The sequence below is a fragment of the Bacteroidales bacterium MB20-C3-3 genome, from assembly GCA_035609245.1.
Lineage (GTDB): Bacteria > Bacteroidota > Bacteroidia > Bacteroidales > UBA932 > Bact-08.
On the sequence record CP141202.1, the window covers coordinates 366289 to 387435 of the forward strand.

17 protein-coding genes are annotated in these 21147 nt (G+C 37.9%); 11 read left to right on the forward strand and 6 right to left on the reverse strand.

What is annotated here, in order from left to right; genetic code table 11:
• The first annotated feature begins 6 nt into the window (after window positions 1-6).
• Genes U5907_01570 through ispG form a run of 3 tightly spaced genes read left to right on the forward strand, consistent with a single transcriptional unit; the run spans window position 7 to window position 3787 of the window.
• Window positions 7-1812 carry an Ig-like domain-containing protein gene (locus U5907_01570; protein WRQ33348.1) on the forward strand — a complete coding sequence of 602 codons (1806 nt, stop codon included), beginning with the start codon at window positions 7-9 and terminating at the stop codon, window positions 1810-1812.
• Window positions 1809-2432: a hypothetical protein gene (locus U5907_01575; GenBank protein ID WRQ33349.1), complete on the forward strand. Its 624-nt coding sequence runs from the start codon at window positions 1809-1811 to the stop codon at window positions 2430-2432. Before U5907_01570 ends, U5907_01575 begins: the two co-directional genes overlap by 4 nt.
• Window positions 2429-3787, forward strand: a complete 1359-nt coding sequence (gene ispG, locus U5907_01580; GenBank protein ID WRQ33350.1) for a (E)-4-hydroxy-3-methylbut-2-enyl-diphosphate synthase — start codon at window positions 2429-2431, stop codon at window positions 3785-3787. Before U5907_01575 ends, ispG begins: the two co-directional genes overlap by 4 nt.
• Here the strand turns inward: ispG and U5907_01585 are convergent.
• The gene (locus U5907_01585) at window positions 3741-5084 is read right to left on the reverse strand and encodes a nodulation protein NfeD (GenBank protein ID WRQ33351.1); all 1344 of its coding nucleotides are present in this window, start codon (window positions 5082-5084) and stop codon (window positions 3741-3743) included. The genes ispG and U5907_01585 overlap by 47 nt on opposite strands.
• 64 nt (window positions 5085-5148) lie before the next feature.
• Between U5907_01585 and U5907_01590 the strand changes: the two genes are divergently transcribed.
• The 8 genes from U5907_01590 to U5907_01625 all read left to right on the forward strand — a co-directional run bounded on the left by U5907_01590 (window position 5149) and on the right by U5907_01625 (window position 16446).
• Entirely contained in the window at window positions 5149-6756 is a 1608-nt protein-coding gene (locus U5907_01590) for a C69 family dipeptidase (GenBank protein WRQ33352.1), read from the forward strand.
• A 71-nt stretch (window positions 6757-6827) separates the two neighbouring features.
• Window positions 6828-7898: a glutamine-hydrolyzing carbamoyl-phosphate synthase small subunit gene (gene carA / locus U5907_01595; protein ID WRQ33353.1), complete on the forward strand. Its 1071-nt coding sequence runs from the start codon at window positions 6828-6830 to the stop codon at window positions 7896-7898.
• Window positions 7899-7900: 2 nt separating this feature from the next.
• Complete coding sequence (gene carB, locus U5907_01600; protein ID WRQ33354.1) at window positions 7901-11128, forward strand: carbamoyl-phosphate synthase (glutamine-hydrolyzing) large subunit; 3228 nt, start codon at window positions 7901-7903, stop codon at window positions 11126-11128.
• Window positions 11129-11175: 47 nt separating this feature from the next.
• Window positions 11176-11625 carry a MarR family transcriptional regulator gene (locus tag U5907_01605; protein ID WRQ33355.1) on the forward strand — a complete coding sequence of 150 codons (450 nt, stop codon included), beginning with the start codon at window positions 11176-11178 and terminating at the stop codon, window positions 11623-11625.
• The gene (locus U5907_01610) at window positions 11615-12454 is read left to right on the forward strand and encodes a formate/nitrite transporter family protein (protein ID WRQ33356.1); all 840 of its coding nucleotides are present in this window, start codon (window positions 11615-11617) and stop codon (window positions 12452-12454) included. Before U5907_01605 ends, U5907_01610 begins: the two co-directional genes overlap by 11 nt.
• 4 nt (window positions 12455-12458) lie before the next feature.
• The gene (locus U5907_01615; GenBank protein ID WRQ33357.1) at window positions 12459-13730 is read left to right on the forward strand and encodes a cysteate synthase; all 1272 of its coding nucleotides are present in this window, start codon (window positions 12459-12461) and stop codon (window positions 13728-13730) included.
• Window positions 13731-13787: 57 nt separating this feature from the next.
• The gene (sulP, locus tag U5907_01620) at window positions 13788-15527 is read left to right on the forward strand and encodes a sulfate permease (protein WRQ33358.1); all 1740 of its coding nucleotides are present in this window, start codon (window positions 13788-13790) and stop codon (window positions 15525-15527) included.
• Window positions 15520-16446 carry a DMT family transporter gene (locus U5907_01625; protein ID WRQ33359.1) on the forward strand — a complete coding sequence of 309 codons (927 nt, stop codon included), beginning with the start codon at window positions 15520-15522 and terminating at the stop codon, window positions 16444-16446. Before sulP ends, U5907_01625 begins: the two co-directional genes overlap by 8 nt.
• Here the strand turns inward: U5907_01625 and U5907_01630 are convergent.
• The 5 genes from U5907_01630 to U5907_01650 are packed head-to-tail and all read right to left on the reverse strand — an operon-like array spanning window position 16426 to window position 21141.
• Window positions 16426-16887 carry a low molecular weight protein-tyrosine-phosphatase gene (locus U5907_01630; protein WRQ33360.1) on the reverse strand — a complete coding sequence of 154 codons (462 nt, stop codon included), beginning with the start codon at window positions 16885-16887 and terminating at the stop codon, window positions 16426-16428. The two genes, U5907_01625 and U5907_01630, sit on opposite strands and share 21 nt — an antisense overlap.
• Window positions 16888-16904: 17 nt before the next feature.
• Window positions 16905-18110: an acetyl-CoA C-acetyltransferase gene (locus tag U5907_01635; GenBank protein WRQ33361.1), complete on the reverse strand. Its 1206-nt coding sequence runs from the start codon at window positions 18108-18110 to the stop codon at window positions 16905-16907.
• 1 nt (window position 18111) lies between these two features.
• Window positions 18112-18771 (reverse strand): 3-oxoacid CoA-transferase subunit B, encoded by a 660-nt coding sequence (locus tag U5907_01640; GenBank protein WRQ33362.1) that lies wholly within the window; start codon window positions 18769-18771, stop codon window positions 18112-18114.
• Between the two features lie 17 nt (window positions 18772-18788).
• Complete coding sequence (locus U5907_01645) at window positions 18789-19586, reverse strand: OAM dimerization domain-containing protein (protein WRQ33363.1); 798 nt, start codon at window positions 19584-19586, stop codon at window positions 18789-18791.
• 1 nt (window position 19587) lies between these two features.
• Window positions 19588-21141 carry a lysine 5,6-aminomutase subunit alpha gene (locus U5907_01650; GenBank protein ID WRQ33364.1) on the reverse strand — a complete coding sequence of 518 codons (1554 nt, stop codon included), beginning with the start codon at window positions 21139-21141 and terminating at the stop codon, window positions 19588-19590.
• Window positions 21142-21147 lie beyond the last annotated feature (6 nt).

Consider the following 21147-nt stretch of genomic DNA (forward strand, 5'->3'; position numbering starts at 1 on the left):
AAAAAGATGCAGATTAAAATTTTAAGAAGAGTACTATTAGGAATACTATTTTTATTTACAGTTTCCCAGTTACTTCCCTCTTGTGCCAATACAACAGCTCCCCCTTCCGGAGGAGAAAAGGATACTCTTGCACCTATTCTTTTAAAAGTTAATCCGGATACTAACAAGATTAACTTTCCTGTTTATGGTCAAAAAATAGAGCTAACATTTAACGAGTATGTAGTTCTTAAAGATGCTGAAAAAAATATTGTTGTCTCTCCTCCCGTTAAAAAAAGAATTGAGACTAAGGTAAGAGGAAAAAGTATTATTGCAGAATTTCCGGATTCACTTAAATCTGAGACAACATACAATATTGCATTCAATAGTTCAATTGCCGACAATAACGAAGGGAACTTGTTGCCCCCCTACAGGTACTCTTTCTCTACGGGTGCAAATATTGACTCGTTGATTGCAACTGCAGAAATACTGGATGCTTTTACTCTTTTACCTATTCCCAATGCGACTTTGGCTTTTTACGAAAATCATTCGGACTCTGTGCTTTACAACACTTTACCTTCTGCTATTGCAAAAAGTGATAAATGGGGCTATTTCACTATCACAAATTTAAAGCATGTTCCCTACAGAGTCATTGCATTCACCGATGACAATGGGAATAACATATATAATCCGGAAAACGAAAAGCTTGCTTTTCTTGATACGCTTTTCTCTCCTGTCAAGGTAATGAAGAGAGGGATGGAGGAACTTAAATATGTTGATCCAAAAGATACTACTGCCTCTCTGGCTAGAAAAAGTGATTTCAGACTATATCTTTTTAAAGAGGAGAATGACAAACAGTTTATAAAAAAACACGAAAGAGTATCTGAAAATTCTGGTTATGTTAAGTTTAATGCATCTGATGTAATGATTGATTCGTTAGGCTTTAAAGAAATTGACTCTGTTAATCTTATAAAGCAATTTAACATAAAACGCGATAGTCTGGTTTTGTGGATTAAAGGAGACATTAAAAGAATACCTGATACATTAAACCTTGATATTAAATATTATAAAACAGATTCAACAGACAAGTTAACATTGGCCAGAGAATCTCTGAGATTTCCTTTACCAAGGAAGGCCAAACAACAAGATCAGAGAGTTAAAGACAGACCGGAAAAAAGATCAAATCTTCTTGAGCTGAAGCTTGATGCAACTCCTGCTATGGTAGAGAAGGATGGTTACCAGATTATCTTTCCTGCTCCTATTGAAATAGTTTCCTCTGACAGCATAAAGTTTACTTCTTTAACGACTAAAGGAGTGGAAAAAGTAGAAAAATACAGAATAATTCCTGATAGTATTGAGATCCGAAAGTACATCATCAAGCCTGAAATAACTCTTCAACAGGGATTTGATTACATATTGTCATTAGGGAAGGGTGCATTCAAAGATATATCAGGTAATACAAATGACTCAACTGCCAACAAAATAATGCTTCCAAAAAGCGAACAGCTGGGAAGAATCGATTTAGATGTTTCTGGTATTAATAGTGGTTCTTTTGTTATTGAGCTGATAAATCAATCCAGGGATAAAATATTCAGGTCATATAAAATCTCATCCGATTCAAAAATTGAATTTAAATATCTGGACCCCGGTAAATATTCAATAAGGATATTCAGAGACACAAATGGAAATGGTATATTGGATTCCGGTATCTTAAAGGAGAGAAAACAACCTGAAATGGTTAGATTATATAAAATGCCATCCGGATCAGAAATTATTGACTTAAAAGAGGGAATGGAAATTATGCAGAGTATAAATCTTAATGAGATCTTTAAATGAAACGGATTGGGCTGGTTATTTTTTTAATTATTTCCATATCTGTGAATCTTCAATCTCAGAACAAGGTTCATATGGCCGGTGTTAGAATGGGCTATAATATAAGTAATGTTAATTATTCCCCTCCTAAAGATCACAGTCCTGTTAACACCATTAAAAACTACTCATTATTATATACTTATTATCATGATCTTTGGGGGGCTTCACCATATTTTGGATTTCAGACAGGGGTGTCTCACCTGGAGACAGGATTTGAAATGGGAGGAACCAGATATATCACAGAGATGTATCAAATTCCTTTAGTTTCACAGTTTCATATAGATTTCTGGAAAATGCGCCTTCTTTTAAATATTGGAGGATATGGTGCATACAGAAATAAAAGGCTAGAACCTGAATCATATACATTTGAACCTGATGATTACAGAATGGAGTTTGGAATAATTGCAGGAGGAGGATTAGCTGTTGTTTTAAAGCCCTTTGAAGTTCATCTGGAAGCGAATTATAACTACTCTTTTACCTATCTGCACGATCCAAGAAAAGGAGATTCTGCAAGACCTCTCTACTCCTACCCTAATCAGTTCATAATTAGTGCATCTCTTTTCTTCCATATTAAATCAAAATGAAAAAAGTAATTGTTAAAGTAGGTAATATCTATTTTGGAGGAGATTATCCAATTGTGGTTCAAACAATGTGCAACACTCCTACTCAGGATATTGATGCTTCTTTTAAACAGTGCGTAAATCTCTCTAATTCAGGAGCTCAGTTAATTCGCCTTACCACACAAGGGATGAAAGAGGTGGAGGCTTTATCGGAAGTTAAAAGAAGGCTCAGAGATTCAGGAATCACTACACCACTATCTGCCGATGTCCATTTTACTGCCGATGTAGCTATTGCCGTTGCCGAATATGCAGACAAGGTGAGAATTAATCCGGGCAATTTTGCCCGTGATATAAATGTAGCTAAAGAAAAATTCTCCAAACTTATTGAAATATGCAAAAAAAGAGGAGTTGCAATTAGGATTGGTGTTAATCACGGATCTCTGGGACCAAGAATAATTGAAAAATTTGGAGATTCACCTCTCGGCATGAAGGAGTCTGCAATGGAGTGGATAAAAATGGCTGAAGAAAATAATTTTGATCAGATTATTATCTCACTTAAGGCGAGTAATACTTTGATTATGACACAAGCATATCGCCTGCTCTTTTCCGAGTTTAAGGAGAGAGGAGTCTCCTATCCTTTACATCTTGGAGTAACAGAGGCTGGTAACGGAGAATCCGGAAGAGTGAAATCTGCTGTAGGATTAGCTGCCCTTTTATCTGAAGGAATTGGTGATACTATAAGAGTATCACTTACAGAAGATCCTGTCAGAGAGATTCCTGTCGCTGATTATATTGCAAAATATTTTTCAACCAGAAAAACAAATTACAGATATCATCCATCAAATTTTTCAGGCGAGAGCTTACCTGTTATTATTAGTGAGAATTATAGTGAAAGATCTTGGGATGAATTCATTATAAAAGCATCCTGCGAATTAGGACCCCTTCTTCTTGACAAACTGATTGATGATGTAAAATTGTCAGTAAATGTAGGCGGAAAAGAGGTATCAAGAGAGAGAGTGTCAAGTTTTCGTGATGAACTTCTTCAGGCTGCGCGGAGGGTGTTCACAAAACCAGAATATATAGCCTGCCCGGGTTGCGGAAGAACTCTTTTTAATTTAGAATCTGTTTTTGAGGAGGTAAAACGCAGAACAGCACATCTTAAAGGTTATAATATTGCCGTAATGGGATGTGTCGTTAACGGACCTGGTGAAATGGCTGATGCTGACTACGGTTATGTTGGTGAGGGTAAGAACAAAGTGAGTATCTACAGGGGAAAAGAACCTGTTTACAGATCAGTTCCACAAGAGGAGGCAATTAACAAATTGCTTGAGCTTATTGAGGAAGACGCTCGCAATAAACTCTTCCGCCCTCGAATTTAGTTACCACAAGTTCTTCACCTTTATCTGCCATCCCAAACTCAATTGTAGCGTCATACCATTTCCCCTCTATTTCAATCTTCCCGGCGGGACGAAGGCAGCTTGCAGCTATTCCAACCTTTCCAATTAAGTTGTTATTAATATCTTCAACGCCTATATAGCCTTTACTGGAATCTAATTTTGTCCTTAGTGCAAGATGGGAAAAACTTTTTCCGGGAAAAACTCTTCCTGCAAGCCATATTGAGACAACTAATGAAGATAGTGCAGAAACCATTACTATCGAGAGTGGCTTAACAATGACTATAAAATTCAAATTTCCTTTGAAGTAAAAAAGGTTATTGTCAATCATTGCAAAGACAAGTGCTAATATTGTTAAGGTTATTCCAGATATTCCTGCAATTCCAAACCCGGGGATTATAAAGATCTCTGCAATAATCAGCAGGATCCCTGCTGCAAAGAGAAGAATTTCCCAATTTTCAGCTAAACCCTCAAGATATAGTGGCGCAAAATATAGCAGAGCAGCAATAACTGCAGCTGCAGATGGAAAACCAATTCCGGGACTTTGAAGTTCAAAATAGAGCCCTCCTATTATAACCATAAGTAACAATCCCTGAATAACCGGTGAGAGCAGAAATGAAATAACTTCATCAGTAAATGAAATTTCCATCTCCTCTAAAATATAATTATCACCATTTGTGAGAAGGGTGGCTACATCCTGAATCTTTTCAGCAAATCCTTCACAGTAATTATTTTCAATAGCTTCTTCCATTGTAAAACTAAGTACTTTAAGGCTATCATCTCCAGTGCTTGATGCAACAATTGTGGGGTCAACCATTGCCTCTGCAATCTTTGGGTCCCTCCCGTTTGCCTGTGCTGTGGACCTCATCATTGCCCGCATAAATGACTGATATTTATCAGGCATTGGCTCTCCGTTCTGATTCACGACTGTAGCAGCACCAATTGTGCTCCCTGTTGTCATATAAATGGAATCACACGCTATACTAATTAAAGCTCCGGCCGATACAGCCTGATTATCAATGAAAGCAGCTATAGGAACAGGGAATCTGAGGAGAGCACTTCTCATACTATCTGCTGAAGCCACTGCACCACCGTATGTGTTTAATTGTACTATTACAAAGTCATAACCCTTTTCATCAGCTTGTTGAAGACCTTTAGATAAGGTACGCTCTGTTGCCTTAGAAATCTCTCCTTTTACAGGTATAACAAATATCCTCTTCTCCTGACTACTCGAGATGAAAGGAAGAAATATAAGAATTACTGAGAGAAGAACTTTAAACATAATATAGGTATTGGATTTGGTAAAGATAATGCTATTTTTGCATAAACAACAAACCTGAATTTCTATGAATTTTAAGAGACTATCCCTAATGTTGTTTGTAGTTCTGTTGAGCGGAATTACAACTGCACAGACACAATGGATCCCGGTTAATCCGGATGATGAGAATTTTGCAGAGAGTTGCACATCTATTATGGTTGGCAAAAAAGCGAGCACAGATGGATCTGTTATGACTGCCCACACTTGTGACTCTAACTATCGGACTTGGGTGGAGATGACAGCCAGAAAAAAGTTTAAACCGGGAGAGACAGAGCCTGTATATTGGGGGGTACTTCATAATGAAGAGCCGTGGGATACCAGAAATGTTACAGAGAAGGGCAGAATCCCAGCTGTTGAAGAGACTTTTGCTTTTTTAAATACAGCGTACCCTTGCCTGAACGAGAAACAGCTTGCAATGGGTGAGACAACAATAACAGGCAGAGATGTTCTGGTAAACAAGAACGGTCTGTTTCTTATAGAGGAACTGGAAAGAGTAGCCCTTCAAAGATGCAGTACGGCAAGAGATGCTATTAAACTAATCGGAAAACTTGCTGAAACATATGGATATGGTGATTCAGGTGAGTGCCTTACTATTGCTGATAAAAAAGAGGTTTGGCAACTGGAAATTTTTGGTTCCGGAGCCGGGAAACCATCTGCTATTTGGGTAGCACAAAGAATTCCCGATGACCATGTTGGAATATCGGCCAATATTCCACGAATCTCGAATGTTAATTTTAATGATCCCGAGAACTTCATGTATAGTTCAGATATCAAAGAGAGATGTATCAAACTCGGACTATGGGATGGAAAAGAGGAGTTTAAATTTTGGAAAATTAATAATGGCAGAAAGCCGTTCTCTATAAGAGAATTTTTTGTACTGAACTCTGTTGCTCCGTCATTGAGTCTTAAATATGATTCAGAAGAGCTCCCGTTCTCAGTAAAACCTGATAAAAAAATATCCGTAAGAGATGTTATGGCATTTTACAGACATACTTATGAAGGTACTGAGTGGGATCAGACAAAGAATCTGGTAGCAGAAGTTACAAGAAGAGATGCTAAAGGGAACGAGTACAAAGAACAGATCAGGCCTGTTTCAAATTTTATGAGTAATGAAATGAGAGCTCTCCTCAATACTATAAAACCTGGAGTTACTGAAAGAGTTAGGGGGATTGCCGTTATACAGTGCTCTTACTCTCATATAATACAATTGAGAGATTGGCTTCCAGATGAAATTGGTGGTGTTGCCTATTTCTCATTTGATAATCCAGCGCAAAGTCCTAGAATCCCAATTTATTCGGGAACAATTTCTCTTCCAAAGTCATTTCATATATGCGGACAACACAGGTATCGTGAAGACGCTGCTATATGGGCGTTTAGAGAGACAAACAGAATTGCAACAATAAACTGGGATAAGACTAGAGGAATTCTTGAACCAGAGATTGCCAGATTTGAAGAGGAGATGTTCAATAGTGCTCCATCGGTAGAAAAGCAAGCTGAAAAGCTTATAAAAGAGGGTAAAGTGGACAAGGCAAAAGAGATCCTTACAAACCACACAAACAGTTTTGCTCTCTCGACAATGAAGAGATGGCAGGATATGAAAGCCCAACTATGGTCGGTATTTGCCAGGGCAATGTAATTGATTAATGTTTTTTTGAATTTTATACATAACTTTGCACACATATAATTAAAGAAATTTAAGAAAAAGAGATGCACAAATACAAATCCGCAACACTCTTTCTTGAGGATGGAACAGAGTTTTCCGGCTACTCATTTGGAAACGACCAAGCCATTGATGGTGAGGTCGTTTTTTCTACAGCTATGGTTGGCTATCCTGAAAGTTTGACAGACCCCTCCTATTCCGGTCAAATCCTATGCGTAACTTATCCACTTGTAGGAAATTACGGAGTACCCGAAGAGACTATAACAAATAACCTATCTTCATTTTATGAATCAGAAAAAATTCATGTGAGAGGGTTAATCATATCTGATTATTCATTTTCCTACAGTCACTGGAATGCCTCAAGAAGCCTTGATGAGTGGCTAAAAGAACAAGGTATCCCGGGTATATTTGGCATTGACACAAGGGAGCTCACAAAAGTTCTGAGAGAAAAGGGATCAATGTTGGGTAAGATTGTTCCGGAGGGCACAACCTTGAACACATTAGAAGATCCTAATCTAATCAATCAGGTTGATGTAGTAAGCTGCAAAGAGGTACTCAAGTATGGGTCAGGATTAAAGAGAGTCGTGCTTGTAGATTGCGGAGTTAAACATAATATAATAAGGTGTTTTGTAAACCGGGGTGTTGAGGTTATCAGGGTTCCATGGAATTACGATTTCAGCACTATTGAATATGATGGACTGTTTATCTCTAATGGTCCGGGAGATCCCAATCATTGCGTTGAAGCTGTTATAAATATCCAAAAGGCCATAGAAAAAGAGAAACCTATTTTTGGTATTTGCATGGGTAATCAACTCTTGTCAAAAGCTGCTGGAGCATCAATTTTTAAACTTAAATACGGGCACAGAAGTCATAATCAGCCTGTAAGAATGTTTGGTACAAACAGATGTTATATTACATCCCAAAATCACGGTTTTGCAGTTGATGATTCTACATTGGGCAGTGATTGGGAACCATTGTTTATCAATATGAACGACGGGACAAATGAGGGGATTAAACATAAGAGTAAACCATTTTTCTCTTGTCAGTTCCACCCGGAAGCATCCAGCGGACCTACAGATACAGAATTCCTTTTTGATGACTTTATAAAACTCCTTTAGAGATGATTGACAATAACATAAAAAAAGCTTTAATTCTAGGATCCGGGGCTCTTAAAATTGGAGAGGCCGGTGAATTTGACTACTCAGGTTCTCAGGCTCTTAAAGCGCTTAGAGAGGAGGGAATTGAGACTGTATTAATAAACCCCAATATTGCAACTGTCCAAACCTCTGAGGGGGTTGCAGATAAAATTTATTTTCTTCCGGTAACACCATACTTTGTTGAAGAGGTAATAAAAAAAGAAAAGCCACAAGGAATTCTTCTGGCCTTTGGAGGTCAAACAGCACTTAATTGTGGTGTTGAATTATTCAGGTCGGGAGTTTTTGAAAAATACAATATTAAGGTACTTGGCACACCGGTTCAATCTATTATTGACACTGAAGACAGAGAGTTATTTGTTAAAAAACTGGATCAGATTGATGTCAAGACTATAAAAAGTCATGCAGTTGAAAATTTTGACCATGCTAAAACAGCCGCAGAAGATCTCGGATACCCGGTCATAATCAGAGCTGCCTATGCTTTAGGCGGTTTGGGAAGTGGTTTTTGCAACAATGAGCAAGAGCTTAAAGTCCTTTGTGAGAAGGCATTCTCTTACTCCCCTCAGGTCTTGGTTGAAAAGTCATTGAAAGGATGGAAAGAAATTGAGTATGAAGTAGTAAGGGATAGGTTTGACAACTGCATAACTGTTTGCAACATGGAGAATTTTGATCCACTTGGAATTCACACAGGTGAAAGCATAGTGGTCGCTCCTTCTCAAACACTTACAAATAGCGAATACCACCTGTTAAGAGAGCTTGCTATAAAAATTGTAAGGCATATAGGTATAGTTGGAGAGTGTAATGTACAATACGCTTTTGATCCATATTCAGAAGATTACAGGGTTATTGAGGTTAATGCAAGGCTAAGCAGGTCTTCTGCTCTTGCATCAAAAGCGACAGGATACCCACTTGCATTCGTTGCTGCTAAACTAGGTTTAGGATACGGATTATTTGACCTTAAAAACTCCGTCACTCAAACAACACCTGCTTTTTTTGAACCTGCACTTGATTATATTGTCTGCAAAATTCCAAGATGGGATCTCTCAAAATTTCAAGGTGTTTCAAGAGAGATTGGATCAAGCATGAAAAGTGTTGGTGAGGTTATGGCTATTGGAAGGACCTTTGAAGAGGCAATTCAAAAGGGACTGAGGATGATTGGACAAGGAGCTCATGGATTCGTTGCAAACAGGGAGATTTCTGTTCCTGATATTGACAAATCTTTAAGAGAACCTACTGACAACAGAATTTTTGTAATTTCAAAAGCTTTCAAAAAAGGCTATACTGTGGACGAAATTCACGAATTAACCAAAATAGACAGATGGTTTCTTGAGAAATTATACAATATTCACAATACATCTATTGAACTAACTGAATATAACAATATATCCCAATTACCTGTTGAACTCCTTAAAAAATCAAAACAACAGGGTTTTTCAGATTTTCAGATTGGCAGACTATTATACAAAGAATCTATAGATGTTGACGATGCTTCATCAATTGTAAGAGTCTTCAGAAAGGAGCACGGAATAGTGCCTGTTGTAAAACAAATTGACACATTAGCGGCTGAATTTCCTGCTGTTACAAATTATTTGTACCTGACATACAATGGTAAGTTTAACGATGTTAAATATCTCGGAGATAAAAGATCTATTATTGTTCTGGGCTCAGGAGCATATAGAATTGGGAGCTCTGTCGAGTTTGACTGGTGTAGTGTAAATGCTTTGGAAACAATTCGAAAGCAGGGATGGCGAGGAGTTATGATAAACTATAACCCAGAGACAGTATCAACTGACTATGATATGTGTGACAGGTTATATTTTGATGAACTCACTTATGAAAGAGTTATGGATATTTATGAGCTGGAAAATCCTGAAGGAATGATAATTTCAGTTGGTGGTCAAATTCCTAACAATTTAGCTATAAGATTAGATAAGAGCGATGTTAAAATCCTGGGGACAACTGCAAAAAGCATAGATAATGCAGAAGACAGGCATAAATTCTCATCTATGCTTGACAGACTTCAGATTGATCAGCCAAGATGGAAAGAGTTGACAACATTAAATGATGTATTTGAATTTGTCTCCATAGTAGGTTATCCGGTTCTTGTCAGACCATCATATGTCCTTTCCGGGGCTGCAATGAATGTTTGCTCAAATGACTCAGAACTGGAAGAATTTTTAAAATTGGCAACAAACGTTTCCAAAAAACATCCTGTTGTAGTATCTGAATTTATTCAAAACGCAAAAGAGATTGAATTTGATGCAGTTGCACAAAACGGAGATGTTATTGCTTACGCAATCTCAGAACATATTGAATTTGCCGGGGTTCACTCAGGAGATGCAACCATCCAGTTCCCTCCACAAAAACTATATGTTGAAACTGCCCGAAGAATTAAGAGAATTGCCAGAAAAATTGCAGGAGAGCTCAATATTTCCGGACCATTTAACATACAGTTTCTGGCAAAGGAGAATGACATAAAAGTTATTGAATGTAATCTGAGAGCATCCAGAAGTTTTCCATTTGTATCTAAGGTTCTTAAAATTAACTTTATTGAATTGGCAACAAAGGTGATGATTGGAGAGAAGGTAGAGGCGCCAAGTAAAAGTGCATTTGACTTAGATTATGTCGGTATAAAAGCATCACAGTTTTCCTTTACAAGACTTCAAAAAGCAGACCCGGTTCTGGGGGTAGATATGGCTTCAACTGGTGAGGTTGGTTGTATAGGAGATGATACAAACGAGGCAATCTTAAAAGCAATGCTTTCAGTTGGATACAAGCTCCCTCAAAAAGGGATTTTACTCTCAACAGGAGATGCAAAGCAGAAGGCAGAACTTCTTATGGCTTGCAGACTACTAAGGGAAAATGGCTTCCAGCTTTACGCTACCGGTGGAACTCATAAATACCTTGTTGAAAACAACATTGAATCAACCCTTGTATACTGGCCAAGTGAAAAAGAGAGTAAACCTCAGGCAATGGATCTTCTTCATTCAAGAGTGGTTGATTTTGTTGTTAATATTCCTAAAAACCTTACCCAGGAGGAGCTTGACAATGGATATAAAATAAGAAGAGCAGCGACAGATCTGAATATCCCTTTAATTACCAATGCAAGGTTGGCAACAGCTTTTATCAGGTCATTCTCTGCAATTTCAATAGATCAGATCCAGATTAAGAGCTGGGATGAATACAAATCATAATTATAATTACCTATATTTGTAGAGATTGGACAAATATTATTACTAATATGATTCTGAACAAACAGGTTGGAGTTTTTCTAAATCTTGTTCACTGTAAGTTCAAACAGTTTATGAATTCGATTTTTGCCGAACACGGATTCAATCTCACTGCTGAACAATTTTTGGTGATGGATACTCTTTGGGACGAAGGGATAATGTCACAGCAAGAGATAGCAGATATAATCCTGAAGGATAAAAATTCTGTGACAAAACTGATTGATGCCCTTGAAAAGAAGGGGCTTGTAATCAGAATAGCTGGAGAAGAGGATAGAAGACAGAAGATGATTCATCTTACTGAAAAGGCGGTTGAAGTTAAGGAGGCAATCACAAAAATTGCGCTTGAATCCACAGATCATATTATTAAAGATATACCAAAAGAAGAACTAATAAGTTTTATAAAAGTTCTTCATAAAATGGCAGACAATATTGATTCACTATCTTTAAATAATGAGCAATAACTATTTAACACCATCAGAGATTGTTGACTACACTGAGGAAACAGGGATAAAAAAGGCAGGAATGCCAGTTTTAAGAACTCTCCTTCTTGCATTCTTAGCAGGTGTTTTTATTGCTCTTGCATCTGTAGGGAGCAATATCATATCACATAATATTGAAAATATAGGGGTAGCTAAATATCTCGCAGGACTGATCTTCCCAACAGGTCTGATTCTTGTGGTTATTGCCGGAGCAGAACTATTCACCGGAAACAACCTTATTTCCATTGCTGCTCTATCTGGCAAGGTAAAATGGAGCAAATATTTTTGGAATTTAATAATGGTATGGCTTGGAAATTTAGTGGGATCAGTTTTTATCGCATTACTTATCTATTTATCAGGACAATTAAATTACACAGATGGTCTGCTTGGTGCATATACTATTAAGGTAGCAGCATTAAAAACATCTCTATCATTTACTGAGGCTTTTGCATCTGGTATTCTATGTAATTTATTGGTATGTCTAGCAGTATGGATGTCATATTCAACTAAGGATATCGCTGGAAAAGCCCTTGTAATATTTTTCCCCATATGGCTCTTTATTGCATCCGGATATGAACACTCGGTCGCAAATATGTACTATCTCACTGCCGGCCTTTTAGCTAAAAACAACCCTGACTTAGTTTTAAAAACAGGTGAGTTGATGAGTTTCTCCGCTGAAAATCTTAATAATCTTACAATATTAAATGCCTTTATGGACAATCTCGTCCCGGTGACCATTGGAAATCTTGTGGGCGGGGCTCTATTTATTGGAGCCTGGTACTGGTGGGCATATAAAAAGGTATCCAGATAAAATAATGACAGACTACAAATTAAGAAACCTTATAACAGGTAGAGTATTTGATGACACAGGATGGCTTCTCTCTGATCCTCTATATGAAAAGCCTACATTGATTAGAAGTGAGTATTCCGTAAAGCAAATTGATTTTTCAAATGAAAGTAGTGGTTTTTACAAGTTTTCTGATTGGCTGCCTGTTAACAGAAAACTAAAAAATTCTTCGTCTCCTGTAACATACAAAGCTGAAGAACTGGGAGATATTCTTGGTCTTGACAATCTTTGGATTACTTTTAACGGATACTGGCCAGAAAAAGGCGTCGGTATGACAACATGCTCCTTTAAGGAGACTGAAGCTTTTTCAGTTTGTGCAAGATTGGTTCCTTCAGATAAAGTCATGGTTGTTGCTTCAGCCGGTAATACAGCGAGAGCTTTTGCCAGGGTATGCTCTGATAATAATATTCCTTTATTGCTTGTTGTTCCTGAGGATAACCTGGATGCTCTGTGGTTTGATTCAAAAATTGAAGAGTGCGTAAAATTAATTTCAACACCAAAAGGTAGCGACTATTTTGATGCTATTGACCTCGCTTCAAAAATTTGCAAGTCCGGTAAGTTTTTTGAAGAGGGAGGTGCTAAGAATGTGGCAAGAAGAGATGGAATGGGTACTACAGTTCTGTCGGCAGCTACAACTATTGGAAGAATCCCTGACAATTACTTTCAGTCTATAGGGAGTGGAACTGGTGCTATTGCAGCATGGGAGGCTAATCTCAGGTTAATAGATGATGGCAGGTTTGGGAATAATAAGATGAAACTCCTTCCTTCACAAAATTATCCATTTACCCCAATGTATGATGCCTGGAGAGCTCATAGCAGATCTTTGCTCCCGTTTGACGATAACCTTGAACGAGAAAAAGCTCTTTTAATTAAAGCGAAGGTTCTATCCAACAGAAGGCCACCCTACTCAGTTCCCGGGGGGTTGTATGATGCATTAAAAGATACAGAAGGTGATATTGAAATAGTAGACAATCTTGAACTTGATGCTGCGTGCAGACTTTTTGAAGAGGTTGAAGGTATTGATATTCATCCTGCAGCAGGCGTTGCTCTGGCAGGAATGATGAAGAGCATTGAATCAGGTAAAGCTGATAAATGTGCATTAAATATGCTGAATATAACCGGAGGAGGTGAGCAGAGATTTAAAAAGGAGAATTCTATTGTCAATCTTAAACCAAATTTAATATTGGACAACAACACAAATATAGCCGATATTATAAATATGGCTGAATCTCTTTTTTAAATTGTATTGAAGCTTTTATTTTCTAAATTTGCAGCCTCTTATAAATTTCTCGGTGCAATGGATATTAAATTTGCTTCGACCTTCCGGCCGAAATTTTTCTCTCTTTTTAATAAGGGAGCCTATAATAAAAAGACTTTTACTTCAGACCTGATTGCAGGTATTATAGTTGGAATAGTAGCCCTTCCTCTGGCAATTGCATTTGGTATTGCTTCCGGAGTAACACCACAGCAGGGTTTAATTACAGCCATTGTTGCAGGATTGCTAATGTCTCTTTTTGGTGGCTCAAACTTTTTAATTGGAGGTCCTACAGGTGCCTTTATTGTAATAGTTTATGGCATAGTATCTCAATATGGAGTTTCAGGACTGATAATCGCAACAGTGCTTGCCGGAATTATCCTGGTTGCAATGGGTATTTTTAAATTAGGGAACATAATTAAGTTCATCCCCTATCCTATTGTCGTAGGCTTCACAAGTGGTATTGCTCTTGTTATTTTTTCCACACAAGTCAAGGATCTTCTGGGCCTTCAAATTGAAAATGTTCCTTCAGAATTTATTCCTAAATGGATTAGTTATTTTGAAAATATTTCCTCCATTAATTTCTGGGAGGCAGGTATGGGGATATTCAGCTTAATGGTTATTATATTTTGGCCAAAAATTACAGCAAAAATACCTGGATCACTTATAGCAATATTTGTGGGAACAATAGCAGCACTTCTTATCAGCAAGTTTGGGGGAGTGGAATTTGCAACAATTGGCAGTAAATTTCCAGAATTAGCCGGAGGAATTCCACTTCCAAAACCAGAGGCACCAAACATTGATTTTGAAGCAATAAAAATGCTTTTTCAACCTGCATTGACTATTGCTTTATTATGCGCTATCGAATCTCTTCTTGCAGCAATGGTTGCAGATGGAGTAACCGGCAAAAAACACGATTCAAACACAGAACTTATTGGACAAGGTATTGCAAACATAGTAACTCCATTTTTTGGAGGGATACCTTCAACGGGAGCAATAGCTAGAACAATGGCCAATATAAATAATGGTGGTAAAACTCCGGTTGCGGGTATAATACACGCTGTTGTTTTACTGTTAATCTTCCTCTTTCTTATGCCTTACGCTGTATATATACCATTGTCAGTACTTGCTGCTATATTGGTTATAGTAGCATATAATATGAGCGAGTGGAGGACATTTAAATATTTATTAAAAGGGCACAAAGCAGATGTTGCTGTTCTGCTCCTTACCTTCTTTCTTACGGTAATTATTGATCTGACTGTTGCTATAGAAGTTGGAGTTCTTCTTGCGATTATTCTTTTTGTCAAACGGGTATCAGAAACTTCAAGTATAACTCAGGTAGAGAAGGATTTCCTTCCTGCAACTGAAAGAGGTGAGTACACTTCTGATGTTGAAATTCTGGATATTCCAAAAGGGGTAGAGGTATACGAAATAGATGGTCCGTTTTTCTTTGGATTGGCAAGTAAACTTGATGAGATAGATGCTGCATCACATAACATAGTCAAAGCAAGAGTTATTCGAATGAGGAAAGTTCCGTTTATTGATTCAACAGGTTTGAATAACCTTAGAAATCTATGGAAAAGATCCAATAAAGAGAAAATACAAATGATTCTCTCCGGTGTTAGTGACAATGTAATGGATACTTTAACTAAATCCGGTTTTGCAGATGAAATGGGGAAAGAGAACATATATCCTCATATTCAGCTAGCATTGGAAAGAGCAGCAGATGTTGTCAGACAGCAGAACGAGCAAGCCTTAAGAAAAGGAGTTAGAAATGGGTAATATTCAACTTTCTCCCAAAACAAAAGGAGTTTTACTTATTCTGGCAGCAAATATTTTTTTCGCAATTAATATGCCTGTATCAAGAGAGCTCACCCCGGAGTGGATTAATCCTTTTGGACTCTCTCAATTCAGGATATCTTTTGCATTTTTATCGTTTCTACTACTATCTCTTTTTATAAAAGATAATTCAAACGGCTTTACACTTAAAGAGCACCTAATACTTATTCTGGCTGGATTGATGGGTACAGCTGCAAATCAACTCTCTTTTCTTGCCGGGCTATCAATGACATCACCTGTTGATGCTTCATTAATAATAACAATAACACCAATTATTACAATGCTCTTTGCAGCATTGATTATTAAAGAACCTATATCTTTCAAAAAAGCATCCGGAGTAATTATTGGAATGTCAGGGGCTGCAATTATATTATATACAGCCAGATATGGCCATTTTGAACAGAGCGGAACCTTAAAAGGTAACCTGGTAGTACTGATAAGCTGTTTTGTATATGCACTTTACCTAGTAATAATCAGACCTCTAATGGCTAAACACTCCCCTGTTCATATTATGAAATGGACTTTTTTCTATGGAGCAATTATAGCACTGCCTTTTACATTTGATAAACTTAGTATTAATCAGGGCGCATCAACAACTGAATGGATGCAGCTTGGATATGCTCTTGTATTTGGCACTTTCGCAGCCTATCTTCTTGTTGCTTTCTCATTAAAGTTATTAAGACCTACTACAGTTAGTATGTTTAACTATATCCAACCATTAATAGCCTCCTCTATAGCTATAGTTTTTGGTCAGGATATTCTAAACTGGACAAAACCGGTCTCTGCGTTTCTGATATTCATTGGTGTTTACCTGGTAATAACTTCTAGGTCAAGAGCTGATTTAGTAAAGAGAGGTAATTAGAGAAGGCATTCCATCTTCCAGGATATCAAGTACATTTTCAAAACCAGCATCTCCACCATAATATGGGTCAGGAACCTCTGTAAAAAGAGGATTTGTGCAATAGTGTGTAAATAACTCTATTTTACCTGAGGACAAACTATCAGGAGCTAATGATATAAGGTTTCGCTCAACACTTTTATCCATAGCTATGATAAGATCAAAATTATAAAAATCGTCTTTTGAAATCTTTCTGGAAAGTGATGTTATATTATAACCTCTGAGAAAGGCATGGGATCTCATTCTGCGGTCTGCATGCTCACCGGAATGGTAATCATGAAGGCCTGCTGAATCTGAGTAAGGAATTAAGAAATCCCCTTTTGCAGAGACCATCTTATTAAAGATAGCCTCTGCAGCAGGAGATCTGCAAATATTTCCAAGGCAAATAAAAATAACCTTTTTCACCAAGGGCTTTTATTAAACTATGCTCTTCTGAGAACAATTGCAGTACCCATTCCTCCGCCTATACAGAGCGATGCTAATCCAAGCTTTTTATCTTCTGCTATCAATTCATGAATAAGGGTTACAATTATCCTGTTTCCTGATGCACCAATCGGGTGTCCTAAAGCAATTGCTCCTCCATTAATATTAGTTACTTTATCTATCCATTCTTTTGTAACACCATGCTCATCAATTAGTTCTTTAATAACACCAAGTGACTGAGCAGCAAAGGCTTCGTTAAGTTCAACCAATTCCATATCAGAAAGAGACATTCCTGCATTTTTAAGAGCCTTTCTTATAGCCGGAACAGGACCCATACCCATTATTTCAGGCTCAACTCCCCCTTGACCAACTGCAACTATCTCAACCATTGGATTTAATCCAAATTTTACTACAGCCTCTTCAGATGCTACCATAACAAATGAGGCTCCGTCATTAACTCCTGAAGCATTTCCAGCTGTAACTGTTCCGTCTTTTTTAAACGCAGGTTTAAGCTGAGCAAGCTTTTCAGGAGAAGATGTTCTGTTAGGGAATTCATCTTTTGAGAAAATGGTTGTCTCCTTTTTTGTAACAATCTCAACAGGTACAATCTCTTTATCAAATTTTCCTGAATCAACTGCTTTAATGGCTTTTTGCTGAGAGTTGAACGCGAATCTATCTTGCTCTTCTCTTGTAAGACTATATTTTGATGCAATATTCTCTGCAGTTATCCCCATATGGTAATTGTTAAAAGCATCAGTAAGACCATCGGCTACCATATGATCCAGAGCCTGAATATTACCCATTTTGTTGCCGGTTCTTAGGCTTCCATTCATTACGAAACCAGCGTTTGTCATTGATTCAGTACCTCCGGCAATTATTATATCTGCCGAACCTGACAGTATCTCTGCGTAAGCGTTCATGACAGCCTTCATTCCAGATCCACACACCATATTAAGTGAATAAGCAGGAATTTCAACAGGAACTCCTCCCTTAACAGCTGCTTGCCTTGCAACTCCCTGAAGTTGACCTGCTGACAGAATATTACCAGCAATAACAGAGTCTATATTACTGGGTGAAATACCACTCTCCTTAATAATCTCTTTGATTACTAATGCGCCTAGTTCGCCCGGATTAAAGGGAGAAAGAGAGCCCATAAATTTCCCGATAGCAGTTCTTTTAGCTGCTACAATGTAAACCTTTTTCATATTAAAGTCTCATTTTAATTAAGTTGTCCGGAATAATAAGTTTGGCACCGGTTGCTTCCTGAACTTGTTCGACAGAGAATTCTGGATGTATCTCTCTTAGAACAATCCCATCCGGTGTTATATCCATTACCCCCATTTCAGTAATAATCATATCTACTTGTCCAGCCGCAGTCAGGGGTAAATTACATTTTTTCAATATTTTATGTGATCCTTTTGCAGTATGTTCCATTGCAAGAATTACTCTTTTTGCACCTGCAATTAAATCCATTGCCCCTCCCATTCCTGGCGTTTTCTTCCCGGGAATCATCCAGTTAGCAAGATTGCCCTCCTCGTCAACTTCAAGTGCACCAAGAAAAGTAACATCTACATGGCCTCCTCTGATAATTGAGAAAGACATAGAGCTGTCAAAAGCAGATGAGCCTGGAAAAAATGTTATATATCCACCACCTGCATTCGTGAAATTTTTATCTTCCTTGCCTTGTTCGGGCTCAGGACCCATCCCAAGCAAACCATTCTCCGACTGGAGAGTAACTTTTACCCCATCCGGAAGATAATTTGGGATTAATGTAGGCAACCCGATTCCCAGATTGACAACATCTCCGTCTTTGAGTTCGAGAGCAGCTCTTCTGGCAATAACCTCTCTGATCTGATTCTTGTCCATATAGTAAATTTTGAAATTTATAAATTCTTTGTTGAAGCTCTTTTTACATACTCTTGGGCAATAAAAGAGGCAACATCATCGGCATAACTGTTCATCCCAAATCCGGCATCATAGCCGAGCTCTTTTGCCAATTCGTGAGATATTCGGGGGCCTCCGCAAACCAGAATAACCTTATCTCTCAGACCCTCAGCTTCCAATAGTTCAACTAATTCAACAAGGTTTTTAACATGAACATCTTTCTGTGTAACTGTTTGGGAAACAAGCAGTGCATCTGCCTTAAGTTCAAGGGCTTTTGCAATAAACTCTTCATTAGGAACCTGAGATCCTAAATTATATGCCTCTATCATTTCATACCTCTCTAATCCATAATGACCTGCATACCCCTTCATGTTCATAATCGCATCAATTCCAACGGTGTGAGCATCTGTACCGGTACTAGCTCCTACAACAACCAAGGCTCTCCCAACATTCTCTCTGACATAACTGTCGGTTTCGTGCATGTCCATTACTCCTGATTCAACCTTAGGTACAGATATTGATGTAAAATCTACATTGTGAGTACAACTTCCGTAGCAATTAAAAAAAGTATATCCCGGCATGAGCTCTTTGTAAAAGACAATCTGAGGATTTTCCATCCCCATTTTTCTAATGAGCTGTTTGGCAGCTTCAATAGCTTCGTCTCCAACAGGAACAGGTAAAGTAAAACTAAGTTGAACTTTTCCATCATTCATTGTGTCACCGTAAGACTTTACACTCTTAAGATCAAGCGTTTTATCAAATTCTTTTGATTGCATTGAATATAATCCGCCACTCATTTTATTTACCTCCCATCATTAATTTAACATATGGATTCAAATAATTTGAACCCTTCTCTACAACTCCTTCAAGCCCCTTCCCGCCAGTTCTTGGTCTTTTAACATTTCCAAATATTCCCTTCTCCAGTGCGGAGAAAAGTCCTTCCTGATTAATTCTCTCAAGTAGTTCAATAGACATATTAACAACCTCCTCCGCTCTCTTTCTTGCAATACCACCCTCTTTAAATTCCATCTCCTCACCAATCTGTCTCATATTATTGAAAATGTATTTTGCATTCTCAATTGAAAGATATCTGTCTGACATAAATGGTGTATGTATAGCCTCTGTTGGCATACCCAACAACTGGATTCCCTGACCGGTCCAAATTCCAATCATATTAAAAAGAGCATCCTGAATGTGCCCTCTAAAAATATTACCAGTCATAAATTTTGTTGGAGGCATATATTTAAGAGGAGCATCAGGGAATATTTCCCTTGTCATCTGTGCTTGGGCAAGTTCATATATAAAACCATTTTCAAGATCAGGGTCCATCTCAAAGGCGTGGCCTAGTCCCATCTGTTTTTGAGGCAATCCTGCAATAAGAGCAAGTTGTTCATTTATTAAATCTGATGCAAGAACAGTATGAGCCTCTTCAAAAGCATCGGCAGTTGTAAGATAATTATCTTCTCCGGTATTTATTATAACTCCTGCAAATCCGTTAATTACTCTTGAAAAGAACTGATCAACAAGCGTTCTTTGCATATTAATATCTCTGAATAAGATACCGTAAAGCGCATCATTAAGCATAACATCAAGCCCTTCAAATGCACCCATCACTGCAATTTCAGGCATACATAAGCCGGAACAGTAGTTGCAAAGTCTGATGTATCGGCCTAATTCCTCACCTGTTCTATCAAGAGCAGATCTCATTATCCTGAAATTTTCCTGAGTCGCAAAGGTTCCTCCGAAACCTTCAGTAGTTGCTCCATAAGGGACATAATCCAGTAATGACTGACCGGTAGTTCTTATAACAGCAATAATATCAGCTCCCTGCCTGGCAGCAGCTTCTGCCTGGACAACATCTTCAAATATGTTACCTGTAGCGACTATGACATATAGATAAGGACGAGGCCCCTCTCCCATTGTTTTAAGATAGTGCTCTCTTCTATCTCTTCTATCATTAATTCTACTTATACTCTGCTCAATAACAGGTTTCAACACAGCCTCAATTTTCTCTTTTGAAGATAAGGCCAGTTTTGTAATATCAAGTTTACCCTCTGAAACTTTCTCAGCTATCTCCTGAGGTGTTAATCCTTCAGAAATCATAGCATTTCCAATGAAAAAAAGGATTCCTTCGCTTAAAAGTCCTCTCTCTTTTATAAAATCAACAAGAACATTGGGAAGAGGAACCATATTCTCATCAACTCCATCAATACCAACAAGTCTGCAAAGGGTTCTCTCAACTGCGACAGTTGAGTATCTCTCTACAAACCCCTGGACATCAACTGCGATTTTACCAGCCAATTTTCTGGCATGTTCCACTTTTTTGAAATCCAATCCTAATTTGCTCTGCATATCATT